The 18,619-nt window shown below is 54.4% G+C and carries 12 protein-coding genes; 7 read left to right on the forward strand and 5 right to left on the reverse strand.

Annotation, left to right across the window (positions count from 1 at the left end; translation table 11 throughout):
• The first annotated feature begins 4 nt into the window (after positions 1 to 4).
• Positions 5 to 1,057: an efflux RND transporter periplasmic adaptor subunit gene (locus D3A97_RS24110; protein ID WP_119081131.1), complete on the forward strand. Its 1,053-nt coding sequence runs from the start codon at positions 5 to 7 to the stop codon at positions 1,055 to 1,057.
• Positions 1,058 to 1,270: 213 nt separating this feature from the next.
• Positions 1,271 to 4,312 (forward strand): efflux RND transporter permease subunit, encoded by a 3,042-nt coding sequence (locus D3A97_RS24115; protein ID WP_119081132.1) that lies wholly within the window; start codon positions 1,271 to 1,273, stop codon positions 4,310 to 4,312.
• A 53-nt stretch (positions 4,313 to 4,365) separates the two neighbouring features.
• Here the strand turns inward: D3A97_RS24115 and D3A97_RS24120 are convergent, their stop codons facing one another.
• The gene (locus tag D3A97_RS24120; protein ID WP_119081133.1) at positions 4,366 to 6,177 is read right to left on the reverse strand and encodes an AMP-dependent synthetase/ligase; all 1,812 of its coding nucleotides are present in this window, start codon (positions 6,175 to 6,177) and stop codon (positions 4,366 to 4,368) included.
• A 264-nt stretch (positions 6,178 to 6,441) separates the two neighbouring features.
• On the opposite strand from D3A97_RS24120, the gene ggpS reads away from it, so the two are divergent.
• Complete coding sequence (ggpS, locus tag D3A97_RS24125) at positions 6,442 to 8,670, forward strand: glucosylglycerol-phosphate synthase (protein WP_119081134.1); 2,229 nt, start codon at positions 6,442 to 6,444, stop codon at positions 8,668 to 8,670.
• Between the two features lie 74 nt (positions 8,671 to 8,744).
• On the opposite strand, the gene D3A97_RS24130 is transcribed toward ggpS, so the two are convergent.
• The 4 genes from D3A97_RS24130 to D3A97_RS24145 form a co-directional block, all read right to left on the reverse strand.
• Positions 8,745 to 9,209 (reverse strand): DUF5362 family protein, encoded by a 465-nt coding sequence (locus D3A97_RS24130; protein ID WP_119081135.1) that lies wholly within the window; start codon positions 9,207 to 9,209, stop codon positions 8,745 to 8,747.
• Between the two features lie 427 nt (positions 9,210 to 9,636).
• Positions 9,637 to 10,254, reverse strand: a complete 618-nt coding sequence (locus D3A97_RS24135) for a hypothetical protein (protein ID WP_119081136.1) — start codon at positions 10,252 to 10,254, stop codon at positions 9,637 to 9,639.
• Positions 10,255 to 10,650: 396 nt separating this feature from the next.
• A complete protein-coding gene (locus D3A97_RS24140; protein ID WP_119081137.1) occupies positions 10,651 to 12,030 on the reverse strand; it encodes a polysaccharide lyase 6 family protein in 1,380 nt (459 codons plus the stop codon).
• 109 nt (positions 12,031 to 12,139) lie between these two features.
• Positions 12,140 to 13,819 (reverse strand): cellulase family glycosylhydrolase, encoded by a 1,680-nt coding sequence (locus tag D3A97_RS24145; RefSeq protein WP_119081236.1) that lies wholly within the window; start codon positions 13,817 to 13,819, stop codon positions 12,140 to 12,142.
• Positions 13,820 to 13,993: 174 nt separating this feature from the next.
• On the opposite strand from D3A97_RS24145, the gene D3A97_RS24150 reads away from it, so the two are divergent.
• The 4 genes from D3A97_RS24150 to D3A97_RS24165 are packed head-to-tail and all read left to right on the forward strand — an operon-like array spanning position 13,994 to position 18,616.
• A complete protein-coding gene (locus tag D3A97_RS24150; protein ID WP_119081138.1) occupies positions 13,994 to 15,238 on the forward strand; it encodes an efflux RND transporter periplasmic adaptor subunit in 1,245 nt (414 codons plus the stop codon).
• Entirely contained in the window at positions 15,235 to 16,683 is a 1,449-nt protein-coding gene (locus tag D3A97_RS24155; RefSeq protein WP_119081139.1) for a TolC family protein, read from the forward strand. Before D3A97_RS24150 ends, D3A97_RS24155 begins: the two co-directional genes overlap by 4 nt.
• Before the next feature lie 9 nt (positions 16,684 to 16,692).
• The gene (locus D3A97_RS24160) at positions 16,693 to 17,358 is read left to right on the forward strand and encodes an ABC transporter ATP-binding protein (protein ID WP_119081140.1); all 666 of its coding nucleotides are present in this window, start codon (positions 16,693 to 16,695) and stop codon (positions 17,356 to 17,358) included.
• 16 nt (positions 17,359 to 17,374) lie between these two features.
• Positions 17,375 to 18,616, forward strand: a complete 1,242-nt coding sequence (locus D3A97_RS24165) for an ABC transporter permease (RefSeq protein WP_119081141.1) — start codon at positions 17,375 to 17,377, stop codon at positions 18,614 to 18,616.
• Positions 18,617 to 18,619 lie beyond the last annotated feature (3 nt).

The following is an 18,619-nucleotide window of genomic DNA, read 5'->3' on the forward strand; positions in this document are numbered from 1 at the left end:
CTATATGAAACCGCATTTCCTTCCCCTGTTATTCATGGCCGCAGCAGCGTTGCAATCTTGCGGCAATGGCAACGCCGCATCCGGCATCCCGGAGCAAACGTCCATCCCCGTCAGGCTGATGCCGCTCACCAGCTCCGCTTCCGCAGCCAGCATACCTGTTTCCGGCACCTTCACCACAGATGATGAGGTATTGCTGTCTTTCAAGACCGGCGGCATCATCCAGCGCATTGCCGTAAAAGAGGGAGACGCCATCCGCCGCGGCCAGACGGTGGCCATGCTCAACCCGGTAGAAATAGACGCGCAGGTGCAGCAGGCCAGGCTGGCGTTTGAAAAGGCCACACGAGACCATCAGCGCGCGCAAAACCTTTACAATGACAGCGTGGCCACGCTGGAGCAACTGCAAAACGCCGCCACCGCCATGGAAATGGCCAGGCAGCAATTGAACACAGCGCAGTTCAACAGGAACCACAGTGTTATTACCGCGCCGCGCAACGGCTTTGTACTGCGCAAGCTGGCGGAAGAAGGACAACTGGTGCAGCCGGGCACGCCGGTATTGCAAACCAACGGCGCCGCTTCCGGCAACTGGCTGCTGCGCGCGGCCGTGAGCAACAAGGCGTGGGCGGCCATCAAGGCGAATGACAAAGCCAGTGTGGAGATAGAATCTGTGCCCGGCAAAACTTTCAGCGGCACAGTGGCCCGCCGCTCCGAAGGTGTGGACCCCGCCAGCGGCGCGTTCCGCATAGACATCCGCATCACCGGTGAAAAGCCCGCCAACATAGCCTTTGGCATGTTCGGCAAGGCAGTAGTGCAAACCAGCGGCAACGCCGCGCCCGCGGGCTGGGCCATTCCCTACGATGCCCTGCTGGACGGAGACGGCAGCAGCGGCTATGTGTTCGTAACCAACAACGGCAAAACGGCCCACAAGGTAAAAGTAACAGTAGCGGGCATGGAGAAAGATCATGTGCTGATCAGCCAGGGCCTGGAAAACGCCGGCCAGCTCATTATTGCCGGCAGCGCCTACCTGCGTGACAGCAGCCGCATCCACATCATCCAATAAAATATGTACTGATGAAACACGCCTGTTCCATCAGGCCCGTTTCAAAAAATCAAACATGCACTGATGAAACCCTGTTCCATCAGGCCCGTTTTAAAAATTCAAATATGCACTGATGAAACACACCTGTTCCATCAGGCCCGTTTCAAAAAATCAAATATGCACTGATGAAACCCTGTTCCATCAGGCCCGTTTTAAAAATTCAAACATGTACTGATGAAAATATCTGAATATGCCGTGAAGAACTACCAGTTCACCCTCGTCATCTTTATGATGATCATAGCCCTCGGCGTTACCACCATACGCAACATGCCCCGGTCCGAAGACCCGGAAATGCATGCCCCCACCTACTCCGTGGTGGTCGTGTACCCCGGTACCAGTCCGCGAGACATGGAAGAACTGATCGTAGACCCGCTGGAAAAGGAGATACACGGCCTTGAGAACATCCTCCGCATCCGCACCAGCATCAGCGACGGGCTGGCCGTACTGCGGGTAGACTATAAATACAACAGCAACGTAGACGACAAATACCAGGAAATGGTGCGCGTGGTCAACAACAAACGCCGTGAGCTGCCGGAGAACATAGACATTGAAGTACGCAAGTTCCAGCCTTCAGACGTGAACATCATGCAGGTGGCGCTCATTTCCGAAAACGCCCCGCGAGACCGGCTGAAGTTCTTCGCGGAAAAGCTGCAGGACGAACTGGAGAAACTGACGCCGCTGAAAAAAGTGGAAATATTCGGCCTGCCTGACCAGCAGGTACGGGCGGAGCTGGACCTCGAAAAAATGGCGCAGATGGGCCTGCCGCTCAACAATGTGATCAGCAGCCTGCAAAACGAGACCCTGAGCATTCCCGGCGGCAGCATAGAAGCAGGCAACCGCAGCTTCAATATCAAGACCAGCGGCAACTTCCATTCCATGGACGAGATACGTAATACCATCGTATACGCCGCCGGCGGCCGCAATGTTTACCTGAAAGACATTGCCAAGGTGTATTACGGGTATGCGGACGAAACCTACCACACCCGCCTCAACGGCTTCCGCAGCGTGTTTGTGGCCGCGGCGCAGAAAGAGGGAGAAAACATCAGCAAAACACAGCAGCTCTACAAACCGGTGCTGGCAGCCTTCCGCAAAACATTGCCGGCCAATATAGACATGGTGGAACACTTTGACCAGGCGGAGAACGTGAACCGGCGGCTGGGCAGCCTGGGCATGGACTTTCTCATTGCCATTGGCCTGGTAGCCATTACCCTGCTGCCGCTGGGTTTCCGGCAGGCGGTGATCGTGATGATCTCCATCCCCCTGTCACTGGCCATCGGCATTGTTTTGCTGCGGCTCTTCGGCTACAACCTCAACCAGCTCAGCATTGTGGGCCTGGTAGTGGCGCTCGGCCTGCTGGTAGATGATAGTATTGTAGTGGTGGAAAATATAGAACGGTGGATGCTGGAAGGCCACAGCGCCCTGGAAGCCACGCTGAAGGCCACCAAACAGATAGGCCTGGCCGTGGTGGGCTGCACCGTTACGCTCATCATTGCTTTTATGCCGCTGGTGTTCATGCCGGAAGGCGCGGGAGATTTCATCCGCGGGCTGCCCATGGCCGTAATTTTCTGCGTGCTGGCCTCCATGGTGGTATCGCTCACCATCATCCCCTTCCTGACCAGCAAATTGCTGAAACCGCATACGGGCCACCCGGATGGCAACATTTTTATGCGTGGCCTTAAAAAGCTGATCCATGGCAGTTATGCGCGGCTGCTTGATAAGGCGCTGCAACGCCCGGCGCTCACCCTCATTACCACGCTGCTGATCTTTGGCGGCTCCCTGGTGGTGTTCAACCTCATTGGTTTCAGCCTCTTCCCGGCTTCGGAAAAGCCCCAGTTCCTGGTGAACATTACCGCCCCGCCGCAATCCAGCATCCAGTACACCAACCGCATTGCGCGTGAAATAGAACAGGCCCTGCAGCAGGAAAAAGCGGTGCGCTATTATGCCACCAACGTAGGCAAGGGCAACCCGCGCATTTATTACAACGTGGTGCAGGAAAACGAGCGCAGTGACTTTGCGCAGATATTTGTACAGCTGCAGCCGGATACAGACCAGCACACCAAAGCCGCGCTAATGGAAAAGTTCCGCAAGGCATGGACGCCCTACCCCGGCGCCAAGGTGGAAGTGAAGAACTTTGAGCAGGGCCCGCCCGTGGTAGCACCCGTAGAAGTGCGCCTCTTCGGGGATAACCTGGATAGCCTGCGCCGCCTGGCGGGCCATGTGGAACAGATGCTGCACCAAACGCCCGGCACCATGTACATCGATAACCCGGTAGACCTGCTGAAGAGCGACATCCGCGTGGCCATACAGCCGGAAAAAGCACAGCAGCTGGGCGTGCCTTTTGTACAGGTAGACCGCACCGTGCGCCTGGCCGTGGCCGGCCTCTCCCTGGGCAAGTATACAGATCATAACAGCAATGATTACGAAATACTCCTCACCCGCGCGCGAGACGACAGGCCTACACTGGATGTGTTCAACAACCTGTATGTCAATAACCTGCAGGGCCAGGCCATTCCCCTCTCACAGGTGGCGGAACTGAAAATGGAAACCTCGCCGGTCAACATCAACCACCAGGAAAAGAGAAGGGTGGTATCTGTGAAGGCATTTGTGAAAGAAGGATTCCTTGTGAGCCGCGTGATAGGTGAAGTAACCGGCAAAATGGACGCCATGCACCTGCCCGCAGGGTACAGTTATGAAATGGGCGGCGAAGTGGAAAGTGCCAAACAATCTTTCGGCGGCTTTGAATCTGTGATACTGGTCATCGTGTTCCTGTTCATTGCGGTGCTCATACTGGAGTTCCGCACCTTCAAAAGCACGCTCATCATTCTGTCCGTTATCCCGCTGGGCATTGTGGGCGCCGCGCTGGCGCTGTGGTTCACCGGCAACACGCTTTCTTTTGTAGCCATCATAGGGCTGATTGCGCTGGCCGGTATTGAAGTGAAGAACACTATTCTGCTGGTAGACTTCACCAACCAGCTCCGCGCCCAAGGCAAAAGCCTGGACGAGGCCATCCGCGAAGCGGGCGAAGTACGTTTCCTCCCTATTGTGCTGACCTCGCTCACGGCCATAGGCGGCCTCATCCCTATTGCCGCCTCCAGCAACCCGCTCATTTCCCCGCTGGCCATTGTGCTCATTGGCGGGCTGATCAGCTCCACCCTCCTGTCACGGCTGGTAACGCCGGTAGTGTACAAACTGATACCGCCAAAAGTGCAGGCATAAAAAAAAGGCCCCGGAACAATACGTTCCGGGGCTTTTTTTTCTGATAAGTACATTTAGCGCTGCGTTTCCGCCGGCTCATAAATTTTATCGATCACATCCTTATACTTTTCCAGGATGGTTTTGCGCTTCAGGCTCAGCTTGGGCGTCATTTCCCCTGTATCTACCCCCCACTCACGCGGCATCAGCTCAAATTTCTTGATCTGTTCCACATGGTTGAAAAAGCCGTTGTAACGGTCTACCACCTTCTGGTACATCGAGATCACATCGGCATTTTTCACCGCTTCCTCATTACTGGTGAAAGCGATGCCGTTTTGCGACATCCATTTTTTCAGCATGTTGAAAGATGGTACTATCAGGGCGGATACAAATTTCTTTTCGTTGCCCACCACCATGATCTGTTCTATGAAGGGGCTTTCTTTTGCCTTGTTCTCAATGGGCTGCGGCGCCACATACTTGCCGCCGCTGGTTTTGAACAGCTCCTTTTTGCGGTCGGTGATCTTGAGGAACTTGCCGTCTATGAAAGTGCCGATGTCTCCCGTATGCAGCCAGCCGTCTATCACCGTTTCGGCCGTCAGGTCCGGCCGCTTGAAGTAGCCTTTCATTACGGAGGGGCCTTTTACACAGATCTCGCCTTCTTCCGTCAGCTTCACCTCCTGCCCTTCAATTACAGGGCCGGTGGTGCCATAGCGGGCGTTCTCCGGCCTGTCTCTCCGGTTTACGCTGATCACCGGGCTGTTTTCCGTAGGGCCATATCCTTCGTATACCGGCACCTGCGCGGCGTTGAAGATGCGCAGCAGGTTCTCCTGGCAAGCGGCGCCGCCGGTGACGATAAAGGTGATGCGCCCGCCCAGGGCTTCGCGCCATTTGCTGAAGATGAGCTTGTTGGCCAACTTCAGCTGCGCATCGTACCACCAGCCGTTGCTGATGTTGTTATCATATTTTTTACCAAGGGCCACGGCCCAGAAGAACAGCGCGCGTTTGATGCCTTTCAGCTCGTTGCCCGTGCTCATGATCTTTTCATATACTTTTTCCAGCAGCCGCGGTACGGTGGTGAACCCGTCCGGCCGCACTTCCTTCAGGTTGTCCCCTATCTTGTCCATACTCTCCGCATAGTACGCGCCTATACCGCTGAAAAGATAGATGTAGGTACACATCTTCTCAAAAATATGGTTCAGCGGCAGAAAGCTCAGCACCTTCTGCTCCGGCGCGTCCGGGAACGGGAAGCTCTTTTTGGAATTGAATACGTTGCTCACAATGTTCTTGTGCGTGAGCATCACGCCCTTGGGAGTACCGGTAGTGCCGGATGTATAGATGATAGTGGCCAGGTGGTCTTCCCGGATGGTGGAGCGGATCTCTTCCACCTGCTGCAACAGCGCGTCAGTAGCCATGTCTGTTACCTTGCTCCAATGGTCAGCGCCGGGTATTTCCTCAAAGGTGTAAATCTGTTTCAGGCTGGGCACGCGGTCTTGCAGCTCCCGTATTTTCTGCAGCAGGTCAAGGCTGCTTACAAAGATGTACTGCACGCCCGCATCGTTCAGGATGAACTCGATCTCTTTCGGGTTGGTAGTGGGATAAAGCGGCACCAGTACGGCGCCCGTCTGTTGCACGGCCAGGTCTGCAAACACCCATTCCGGCCGGTTGTTGCTGATGATGGCGATCTTGTCCGCGCCCTCGGCTGTAAAATCTTTACCGCCTATGCCCAGCGCCAGCAGACCCGCACTGAACCGGTTCACTATCTGCTGTACCTGCGCAGTGCTCCAGGGCTTCCAGAGCCCGTCCACTTTAGATACAAGCATATCAGGTTTAGGGTACCTTTCAAGCTGGTAGGCTACCGCATCAAATAATCGTTTTGGCTCTGTACTCATAGTTCATTTTAATTGACAACAATTCAGCTGTTTCTTCCTGGTCATTCCTTGACCCCGTCATTCGTAATATAACAAAAATCTGTTGCTTTTCAAGAGATATATGGTGTATTAATCTTCCATATGTGCCTCATCGTCACCAATATCGCCAAATTGTCACCTTGCCGCGCCCCGATTTTTCGTACCTTTGCAGTCGCTATTCTGACCCGAACCCCGGTACTGCCAACGGTTACGAGCGTACTTATTCTTTCACTAAAACTATAATGCATGATTCTAGCAACAGACCTGGACGGAACTTTTTTAGGAGGAACACATCAGCACAAAGAACACCTGTACAATATCATCCGCGAGAACGACGATTTCCGGCTGATCTTTGTAACAGGCCGTGGTGTGGAAAGTATTCTGCCCTTATTAAATGATCCGGTGATACCCAGGCCTGACTACGTGATTTGCGATGTGGGGGCCACCGTGCTGGACGGCACTACGCTTCAGCCCATACAGCCCATCCAGAACAATATTGAAAGCAAATGGCCCGGCAAAGGGGCTATTATGGAACAAATGCAGCACGTCAACGGGCTGCGCCTGCAAAACGTGCCGCAGCAACGCCGCTGCTCGTTTTTCTTTGATGACGAGAATATCAAGGCAAAAATTGCGGAACTGGAGCAATCGCTCGACTGTGACATCATCCTCTCCGCCAATAAATTCCTGGACGTATTGCCCCGCTCTGTGAACAAGGGCACCACACTGCAGCACCTGGTCAAACTGCTCCAGATACCGGAGGAGGAAGTGCTGGTAGCGGGCGATACGCTGAACGATCTTTCTCTCTATGGCCGCGGCTTCAAAGGCGTGGTAGTGGGAGAAGCGGAACACGCGCTGACCACCGCCACCCGTAAGCTGAGCGACGTATATATATCTGATACGGCCGGCGCCGGCGGCATACTGGAAGCGCTGGACCACTTTACAGATTTCAAGCCTTTTTATAAAGAGAAAGCGCCGCTGCCCATGCCCAATACTTCCACCCAGCTGGTGATGCTCTACCACCGCTTCCCGTTTGAAACGGTGGAAATAGACGGCAAAAAAGTGCGCCGCTCGCCTAAAAGCCCTAACGGCATCCTTCCTACCCTCACCAACTTTTTCAAGTCTCAGCGCCCCGGTTTGTGGGTGGCCTGGCAGGAAAAGCAGGAAGGGGAAGAAACGGTGGAGAACTTTCATATAGACAAGGAACAATACCCGCACCTGGTAGCCAGCCCCGTGCTGATGGAAAAAGAAGACATCGATATTTTCTACAAGCTCTTTTCCAAAGAGGCCTTCTGGCCCGCTATCTTTTCGTTCACCGAAAAAGTGCAGTTCAACCACGAGCATTGGGAACACTACCTGAAGATCAACCGCCTCTTTGCGGAAAAAGCCGCCGCGGAAGCGGAGCAGAACGCCATGGTGTGGATACATGACTATAACCTCTGGATGGTGCCCGGCTACCTGCGCCAGCTGCGGCCGGACCTGAAGATCGGTTTCTTCCACCACACGGCATTTCCCGCCGCCAACACGTTCAACATCATTCCATGGCACGCGGAGATCATTGGCAGCCTGCTGCAATGCGACTATGTGAGCTTCCACATTCCCCGCTACGTGGAGAACTTTGTAGACGTGGTGAAAAGCCACATGCCCGTAAAAATTACGGAACAGGAAAACTGCGCCCCGCGCTTTCTCACCTACAGTGCCGCTATGGGCACCGGCACCATGACACGGGAAATTGACACCGGCCGCCGCAAGGTACGGCTGGGCGCCAACCCCGTGGGCGTGCATGTAGACTATATCAGGGAACTGACGGAAAAAGAAGAAACGCAGCAGATGATCGCCGAGCTGAAAAAACAGACCAGCGGCAAAAAGACCATTCTCAGCATAGAGCGGCTGGACTATGTGAAAGGCCCCGTCGAAAAGATCAAGGCCTTCCACCAGTTCCTGGAAGAACATCCCAACCTGCACGGTAAAATAGAGCTGATCAACATCTGCACCCCGCCCGCAAGCGGCATGAAAATATACGAACAGGTACAGCAGGAGCTGGAACAGCTGATCGGAAAGATCAACGGGCAATACTCCCGCATAGACTGGGTGCCTATTCATTTCTTCTTCCGCTCCTTCTCCTTTGCCGAGGTGCTGGCTTATTACGCTGTATCAGACATAGCCTGGATCACACCGTTGCGTGACGGCCTGAACCTGGTGGCCAAGGAATACGTGGCCGTACAGGGGCTTAACCCGGAATCTGAAGGCACACTGGTACTGTCTGAATTTGCCGGGGCCTCCGTAGAATTGCCCACGGCCATTCTTACCAACCCGTATGACAATGCGTCTATGAAAGACAGCCTGCTGCAGGCCATTGCCATGAACAAGCAGGAAAGGCAGATCAGGATGAAAAGGCTGTACCAGAACGTCAGCCATTTTAATATTGAATACTGGGCGGACGAGTTCATGCAGGAACTCAGGAACGCTGGAGAATAAAATTGAAAATGCCGGGTAATTGCCCGGCATTTTTTCTTCCCTGCCGCATTTGCCGCAGGTTTTTTATTTTCAGTCTACATGGCCGCGGAAAAAGCGATCACCGCAAATATGAGGGCCAGCAATACAAAGCCCAGCATAATGATGGTCAGTATCCCTACAAACTTGAACAGGGATTTCAGGTTGGAGAACGAGCTGTTCAGCACATCCTGGTCGCTGCTGTGCAGGGCTTCCTGCATGCGCCCGGCAAAACGGAACAGGTATAGGTAAGGGAACACGCTGATGATGCCGAACAGGATGTAAAACACCATGGTGAACTTCTGGTTATAGGAGCTGTAGGCGCCATAACTTTCACCGCCCAGCCCTTCCATGCCTGCTGTCAGGGAGTTCATGAAGAGGCTGGCAGACAAGCCGCCAATGAACATCAACGCGCACATCACAAACCCGATGATGGCCAGGAACTTTGCCCAGCGGGCCGCCTCAGACAGAAAGCCGGTAGATTCGTTGTCGATACGCAGATCGAAAAGGTTATTAGTTTCCATTAGTATAGATAGATTTGCCAACTAAATTATTATTTTTTATAATACCTTGTATATGGAGGGCCAAAAAATTAGAGCAGTATTTCCGTTGAGGAGGCGGCAGTTCTGAATGCATCGTGTTATTTTGTCTAACCGGAAGTCTGTACCGTCATCTTCATTCAAAGCACATTGGGGAACAAAGCCACAGCGGTAAATCGTGTATACAATTGCGTAAAGTAGTGGAAGATACTCTTCGTCAAATGGGCAATTAACAAAAACAAGGTCGTTATATCCTACTTCTCTTACTGTCATGCAACAGCATCTAAGCTCATGTGGATTCTCTTAAGCGGGCACCTTCTTGTTTGCCGTTTTTTGTCTGGATGGCGCATAAAACAGACAGCACAAAAAAGTCGTTTTCCGTTCTTGTGCTTTCCGGGGATCTGCGCCTGCCCTATAACACACGTATGGCGCTTTCCATTTTTCCCTTCATGCCCATAAACACACCCAGCAGTTGCCGGTGGTCAATTTCAAGGGCGGGGCGCTTGTATTGGAGGAATTTCTGGTGATCGTTGAGGCGGGGCCAGAAGATATGTTGGTAATAATAGGCTATCAGGGATTCAATAACCGTATTATCTCGAAATTCCTGCAGGTGGGAGGTATCTGCCAGTGAATTGGCATAATCCCCAAAGAGGTCTATAAAGTTAGAAAGGCCGTCCAGCGCCTCCAGGCTCAATCTTTTGCTCCTGATCTGCCGGGCAATGCGGTCTACCTTGTAGGTATTACAGGTTTCCAGCTGCATGTCCGCCATCGCGTCCAGCCAGTGCAACAACCTTGGGGACGCCTGCAAGGCAGGCAAATTAGTTTGTATAGCGGCTGCCACTCCGTCCAGGCTGGCCGCTGCAAATACTTGCTGGTTGCAGAAGGTCAACAGCTTGTCCCCTCCCTGGTGATCTGTATACCAGACGAGGTACACGGGCGCGCCCAGCGCGGCTGAATCGTACGTAACGATCCAGGTATCATGCTCTCCGCAGATCGCTTCAAACCGTGTTTTTATATATTGTTCTGGCATAATCTATCTGTAACCATGCGTTTACGGAGCATAAATATATACTATTTTTTAATTATTCATAACAAAGATAGATGTTTTTTTCCGGTAGGGCAGCAAAGGGGCATATGGAGGGGCATGTAGAGCAACCGGAACCAGGACCAAAACATCATCCTGTAAACCGAAAACAGGATTAATTTTGAACGCTGTAAACCAATATCAGTATTTTCTAAACCAAGGTGTAAACCTATATCAGGACAAGACCCTTGGACCTATATCCTACCTATATCCTACCTATATCATACCTATATCAGACCTATATCAGACCTATGTTAGACCTATGTTAGACCTAGTTCCTACCTAGTTCCTACCTAGTTTCCACCTAGTTTAGCCCTAAGTACACCTTATGCCGGGAACACCCTACAAGGCAGCCTCCTGCCCCACCATGGCTCTGGTGAGCAGCCGGGCAGTGGCCGGCGCGGAAGACACCTGGTCTGCCCCGGCATCTAGCGGCAGGGTGCGGGGCTGACCGTCCATATCCGTTTTAACGGCCGGGAAAGGCGTTTTTACGGCCCCTTTGGCGGGGCTGGCGGGCTGGAGGCGATAAGTACCCGCGGCAGTCTTAACGAGGCCCGGATCGGCCTTTGTGTAGCCTTCCTGCGGCATGTCTCCCTCGCTGCCGACCTGGTGGAGAAAATTGCCGGCAAAGGAGATGTCTTTATTGGGGCCGGCCAGTTTGGCGGCAGGCGCTTCGCTGCCCTGCAGAATATTGTAAACCAGCGTAATGGCGGTGGCGCCCATACCGTTGTTGCGGGCGTTTTGGGTGATATTTTCCGTGTTGTTCACCAGGGTGTTGAAAGCGATCAGCACACGGTCAGGCCTGTCGTGGCAGGTGAGTTTGGCGCCGTCCGCCACTTCGCCATCCCCATTGCCGATGTTGATGGCGGGTTTGCATTGCTCGAAGTAGTTGCTGTGGATCACATGATCGTCTCCGAAAATGCGGATACCGGGGGTGTTGATAAAATAGTTGCCGTACACCTCGCAGCGGTTACCATGGCGCAGGGTGAACTGGGCGGGGCAGTTACGGATGGTATTGTAGCGCAGCACCACGGCAGATGCCTTCACGGAGATCATCTCGTTCTCTCCCGCGCACTCTTCAAAAAGGTTGTATTCCACTATGCTGTTGCTGGAAGACATGCTAAAACCGCTCAGCCCGAACTGCAGGGTCTCTATGCCGTTGCCCGGCTGATGCCGCTGGTCAAAGAAATAGTTGTGATGTATATGCAGCCTCTCCGCCACCTGGCTGCCGGCGCCGCGCACGGCCAGGAAGCGGCCCATGGCGTTCTTATGCTGGAAGGTATTGTAATCCACTTCATGATCGCTGCCGGCAATATAGAGGTTCTCCCCGTCTCCCGGCGTTTCAAACAGGTTACGCGTCCAGCGGCAGAAGGAGGTGCCGGGAGCGGACCTTGCTCGGTTGGCGCGGTGGGTGAAGCGAAACCCTTTGATGATGATATGCTGCGCAGGCGCTACCAGGCTGAAACCGCCGTTGCCCGTGATCTCCGCGCCGTTGATGGTTTGCGCGGCGATGGTGATGGGTTGGCCTGCCGTACCCTGTTTATTGATAACGATCACGGAATCTCCCTTGTACACCCCGTTGGCCAGGGTGATCACATCTCCGGGACGGGCGTTGTGGATGGCGCTTTGCAACGCGGGCAGAGAGTTGACGGTGATGTTGGCGGCCTGCAACGGCAGGGAGGCCAGCAGACAGGCTGCCAGCAGGTATAATGATGTTTTCATGCGGGAATTTTAAAACTGCGCAAACGTTTGCGTTCAGCAATGTTAGTGAAATTCCCGCATGAGGGGTAATAGCATTTTAACGGGAGGTGTTATTTTTATAGCGAATCTATTACTCCTCAAACCTGATCTCCCTCAACCGGTACCCACCGGCAAGCGCCTTCACACGCAAGGCCTGGCTGCCTTTCTTCAACGCTACGTTTTTCACCGCTACCCATTGCCATGGCCCGGCCGGTACCGTTACCTCTTTCACTACACCATTCACTGTTACCGCCAGTTTACCGGGCAGGCTGTCTGCCGCTACCTGCAGGCGGATCGTGTACTTGCCTTTGGCGGCCACGTTGAGCGTGTACTGCAGCCACTCGCCCGTTTCAATGTCTGTCACATAATAGCCTGTCCCCTCCTGCCTGATGTCTACACCATCATTGCGGTAGGCGCCGCCGCGGTTGCCGCCGGTATGTTTGGGATCAGACACGCGGTAGTTGGCCGTGTCTGTATCATAATACGCAAAGCCGTTGCTGCCCAGGTCATAGTCTGCCGCTTGTAATACGGCGCCCGGCCGGATATTATTCGGTTTGAACGGACGGGCGGAAGGGTCTGCGGGCTGGCGTATCATGGCGTCTATTACATCGCGGTGTACGGCGTTGCTGGCAAAGTTAGTGGCGCGGGCCAGGGCCATCACGCCGCGGTAAGCTGTTTCCGCGGAGGGCCTGGACGCTTTGGCGGAATCGTTCCAGTAGGCGGTTACCTGCTGGTATTCCGGGTTGGACGGTACCTCCAGCGGGTTATTGATGCCGATCTTTTTCAACGGCCACCAGGCCCAGCCAATGTTATGAGATTCCAGCAGGCGGATGGCGTTGGTGAACCATACATTGGAGTTTTCGCCGGTTTCTCCCAGCCATACGGGAATATTGTACTGCTCCCGGTAGCGGAGAATATGGGCAATGGAATTTTCATCGTTGTAGTTCCAGTATTTATGGAAGCTCAGCACCATGTTATTATCCCAGGGCGGCAGTACGCCATTGTAGTTGTTGCCCCAGCCGTTGCCTTCAATGATCACTATATGGTGGGGGTCTACCTCGCGGATGGCATGGGTGATCTCCATCATCAGTTTGCGCAGCGGGGCGTTCTTCTTTTCTTTGATCCCGTTCTTGTCGTTCACCGGGTCTTCAAACCCGAAGTTGGGCTCGTTGATGATATCGTACGCCGCTATCCAGGGCTCATCTTTATACCGGGCGGCCACTTTCCGCCAGAAGCTCACGGTAGCGCGCTGATGCGCTTCGCTTTCCCAGAGGGAAGGCTGGCTGCCGTCGCGGTCTGAAATATTGAGGTCGTTGCCCTGTCCGCCGGGCGCGGCATGCAGGTCAAGAATGAGGTACATGCTGTTGGCCTTGCACCAGGCCAGCAGACTGTCTGTTAATGCAAAACCCTTTTCCGTATCATAGAGGTTGTAGTGCATGGGCAGGCGTACGGAGTTAAAACCCCAGGACTTCAGGGCATCAACATCCGCCCGGGTGGCGTGATTGGCCAGCCAGGCATCGTAAAACTCTGCTGTCTTTTCAGCGCCGATGAGCTTTTCCAGGCGCTCGCGGATCTTGTGCTGCTGGCCCTGGCGGTATACTTTCAGCATATAACCTTCCTGCAGCATCCAGCCGCCGAGGCCCATGCCGCGAAGCAATACGTTCTCGCCTTTTTCATTGACAATACGCTGGCCGGAAGTTTTCAGAAAACCCTGGCCAAGGGTGGATACACTGAGGAGCAATGCTCCTGTGAGGGACAAGATAGTTTTCATAATGATGAACATGGAACAGGCCTCAAAATAATTAAAATCCACCATCAGGCGCAAAACACTTTCCCATTTCCGGAAACTTTGTCCGGAACCGGACACTTTTTTTCTTATCAATCTCCGCAACCATCTGTAAACGAATCATCTAAGTTTGGCACCGCGCTTGAATCATTCCGGCACATGGACAAAGAAATTTCACCCGCCGAAATCAAACGCGCCAACAGGAAGCGCTGGTTCATAACAGGGGCCTGCCTCGTTGTTGCCGCCGCCGGCTTCCTCATTTTCCGCTATGCCATAAAACCGGTGCTGCGCGCGGCCTCCATTACCACCGCCTCAGTGGAGCGGGGTAACGTGGAGAACACCATCAGCGCCTCCGGCGAAATATTGCCCGAGTTTGAAGAAGTGATCACCAGCCCCATCAGCGCCGCCATCCGCGAGATCCACCAGGATGCGGGCGCTACCGTTACCCCCGGGCAGCCCATCCTGCAACTGGACAAAACCGCGGCACAGGCGGAATATGAAAAAGGGAAGTTCCAGCTGGAAGCCAAACAGAACGATCTGCGGCGCCTCAAGCTGGAGCTGGACAAAAGTTACTTTGACCTGAAATCGAACAACAGCATCAAACAGCTCCGCATCGGCAGCCTGCAGGCGGCCGTGGAAAACGCCCGCCGCCTCTTCAAAGCCGGCGGCGGCACCCGGGAAGATATTGAGCAGGCGGAAATGGAACTGAAAGTGGCACGGCTGGAAAAAGAGCAGCTGGAGAACGAGATCAAAAGCAAACAGCAAACCATGCAGGTGGAAATGCGGGAATCCCAGATAGCCATTGCCATTCAGCAGCAGGAGCTGCAAACCCTGTACAGCAAACTCTCCCGGGCTACCATCACCGCCGGCAGAGGCGGCGTGATCACCTGGGTGAACCGCAATATTGGCGCGGCCATCCGCGAAGGTGAAGAACTGGTAAGGATCGCTGACCTGGGCAGCTTCAAGGTAACCGGCAGTATTTCAGACACCTACCTCAACCGCCTGCACAGCGGCATGGCGGCCATTATACGCGTGGGCAGTGAAGATGTAAGAGGCGCCATCACTACCGTACACCCCGCGGTGCAGAACGGCGTGGTCACCTTCGATATTGCGCTGCTTCAACGCAACCACCCCCTGCTGCGGCCCCGCATGAAAACGGAAGTGTTCCTGGTAACCGCTACCGTCAGCAATGTACTGCGGGTAGCCAACGGGCCCGCCTTCAAAACGGCGGGGCTGCAGGATGTATTTGTGGTGAAAAACGGCAAGGCTTACCGCCGCCAGGTGCAAACCGGCCTCAGCAATTTTGACTACATAGAACTGAAAAACAACGTGCAGGCCGGCGAAGTGGTGATCACTTCAGACATGAGCGAATTTAAACATGCCCGTGAAATAGCCATCCAATGAGAACAACGCTGATAGGCATATTATCCCTGCTGTATACGGCCGCCGCCGCGCAAGACAGCCTGGTGCTCTCCCTGCTGCAGGTGGTAGACATGGCAAAGGCCGGTTCCATTGCCTCCCGCCAGGCGGCTACGGTAAAAGAAACAAAATATTGGGAGTGGCGCAGCTTTCGCTCCAACTACCAGCCGCAACTGGCCCTTACAGGCACATTGCCGGGCTACCGCAAAAGTTTTTCGCCGGTGCTGCAGCCTAACGGCACCATAGAGTTCAAGCCGGTGCATAATAACAACTCCACCCTGAACCTGGCTTTCAGCCAGGGCATCACGGCCACCGGCGGTACCATTTACGGGGCCACGGAGCTGCAGCGGTTCGATGATTTTGACCGGAAAAGCACGCTCTATAACGGTATACCCTACACGCTGGGTTATTCCCAGCCGCTCTTCCAGTTCAACACCCTGAAGTGGGACAAAAAAACAGAACCGCTCAGGTACGAGGAAAGTCGCCAGCAATACATTGCGGACATGGAAGAAGTGGCCATAACGGCCAGCGGGTATTTTTTTGACCTGCTGCTGGCCCAGGTCAACTTCCAGATAGCGGAGACCAACCTGGCCAACACGCGGCAGATACAGCGCATTGCGGATGAAAAGTTCGCACTCGGCAAAATATCCCGGAACGAAATACTGCAACTGCAGCTGGAATACCTGAAAGCGGAGAAGTCTGCCGGCACGGCACGGAGGGACATGGAAATAGCCATGCTCAACCTCCGCTCCTACACCGGCCTGCAGCAAACCGGCAAAATTATGCTGCAGCTGCCGCCCGCCAACATCAACATGCAGGTAACAGCCGGGAAGGTGCTGGCGGAAGCCTATGCCAACAACGCCAACGCCATCGCATTTGTACGCCGCATGGTGGAAGCCCGGCGCGATGTAGCGCTGGCCAAAGGCAAGAATGGGCTTAATGCCACGCTCACGGCCAACCTGGGTTTTTCCAACAGTGCCGCCACCATCCCGAAAATATACAGCAGCCCGCAGGAGCAGCAGGTGGTGCAGCTGGAGTTTTCCGTGCCTATCTTGGACTGGGGCCGCTCCCGCTCCAGGATACGCACCGCGGAAGCCAATATGAAGCTGGTGCAGTATACGGTGGAGCAAGACAAGCTCAACTTCATGCATGCGGTTACCACGCAGGTAACGCTGTTTGACATGATGAAGGGACAGGTGGCGCTCACCGCCGCGGCAGACAGCATTGCGTCTGAAAAATACCAGATCGCGCAGGACCGGTACGTGCTGGGCAACCTCAGCATCACAGATCTCAGCATTGCCTTCCAGGAAAAAGACCAGGCCAAGCGGGACTATGTGCAGGCCCTCCGCGATTTCTGGGGGGCGTATTACGAACTGCGCTGTTTGTCTTTATACGATTTTGAAAACAATCAAAAGATCGATTATCCATAAATTCATTGTATGATCCGCTTACAGAACATAGAAAAAGTATACCGTACAGATACGGTAGAAACGCTGGCGCTCAACAGCATCAGCCTCAACGTTGCCAAAGGCGAGTTCCTGTCTATCATGGGCCCTTCCGGCTGCGGCAAAAGCACCTTGCTGAACATCATGGGCCTGCTGGACGCGCCCACCCGCGGCGAAGTGCGCATTGCAGACAGCACGCCGGGCTACCTGTCAGACAAACAGCTGGCACATTTCCGCAACAAAAAGATCGGGTTCATTTTTCAAAGCTACCACCTCATTAACGACCTGCAGGTGCTGGACAATGTGGAGCTGCCGCTGCTCTACCGGAAGTCTACCGCCCGCGAGCGTAAAGCGCTGGCCACCGCCGCGCTGGGGAAGGTAGGCCTCAGCAACCGCATCAAACACTTTCCTTCCCAGCTTTCCGGCGGGCAAAAACAGCGGGTGGCCATTGCCCGCGCCATTGTGGGGCAGCCGGAGATCATTCTGGCAGACGAGCCTACCGGCAACCTGGACAGTGCCATGGGCAACGAAGTGATGGACATCCTCCTGCACCTTAACCGCCAGGAAGGCACCACCATTGTAATGGTCACGCACGACGAGCAGATAGCCCGCAAAACGCACCGGCTGGTAAGGCTCTTTGACGGCGCGCAGGTACAATAACCCATAAACCTTCCTTATGCTCAAGAACTATTTTAAAATAGCCATTGCCGTGCTGAAAAGGAGAAAGTTCTTCACCTTCATCAGCCTGTTCGGCATCAGCTTCACCCTGGCCATCCTCATTGTGCTCACGGCCTTTTATGATCACTTGTTCAGCCCGGGTTACCCGGACTACAAACGCCACCGCTCCCTGTACGTCAACTCCATTGTGCAGGAGCACAGCAAGCACCAGTCCCACAACCAGGGGCCGCCCAGCCTGTATTTCATGCAGCGCTTCGTGACCACCCTCAAAACGCCGGAAAAGGTGGCCATTTCCTCCATTTTCGGCCCCACCAACACGTACGTGAACAACCGCAAGCTGGTGATCAACATCAAATACACCAACCAGGCGTTCTGGGACGTGCAGGAGTTCCGCTTTCTTGAAGGCAGGCCTTATAGTGAGCAGCAGATAGCCGCCGGGGAAAAGGTGGCGGTGATCAGCCGGGAAACGCGGGAAAATTATTTTGGGGACGCGCCGGCCGTAACGGGGCGGTATATTCAGACCAACAACATCCAGTACCGCGTGATCGGCGTGGTAGACAATGTGCCCAAAACGCTGCTGTATTCCTATGCGGACATGTACCTTCCTTATTCGCTCTCGGCCACGGACATGGCCAACAAGGGGTACAACGGCAGCTACACCGCCATACTGCTGGGCCGTACCGCAAAAGACCTGGGCGCCATGCAGGCAGAGTATGCCGCCATGATCAGCAAGGTACCGCTAGACACCGCTTCGTTCAACTCCATACAAGGCTCCGCAGACACTTACCTGGCCAGCTTTGCCCGCGTGCTGGGCGGCAAGGCCAGCGGCAGTTCCGGTGTTCCGCGCTTTATCATTTATATCAGCATCTTTGTGTTCCTGTTCATGCTGCTGCCCACCATCAACCTCGTGAACATCAACACCAGCCGCATCATGGAACGCTCTTCCGAAATAGGTGTGCGCAAGGCTTTCGGCGCTTCGTCCGGTACGCTGGCCATCCAGTTCATCGTGGAAAACCTCATTCTCACCTTCCTGGGCGGCTTGCTGGGGCTGCTGCTGAGCGGGGTGATACTGGCCATGGTGAACAGCAGCCGGCTCATCCCCAACGCTCATCTCACCATCAATTTCACCGTGCTGGCCGCATTTGTACTGGCCTGCCTCGTGTTCGGGCTGCTGTCTGGCGTATTCCCCGCCTGGCGCATGAGCCGCATGCAGGTGGTATCCGCATTAAAAGCCAATTAAAAC

The organism is Chitinophaga alhagiae (assembly GCF_003568665.1).
In the GTDB taxonomy this organism is placed as follows: Bacteria; Bacteroidota; Bacteroidia; order Chitinophagales; family Chitinophagaceae; genus Chitinophaga; species Chitinophaga alhagiae.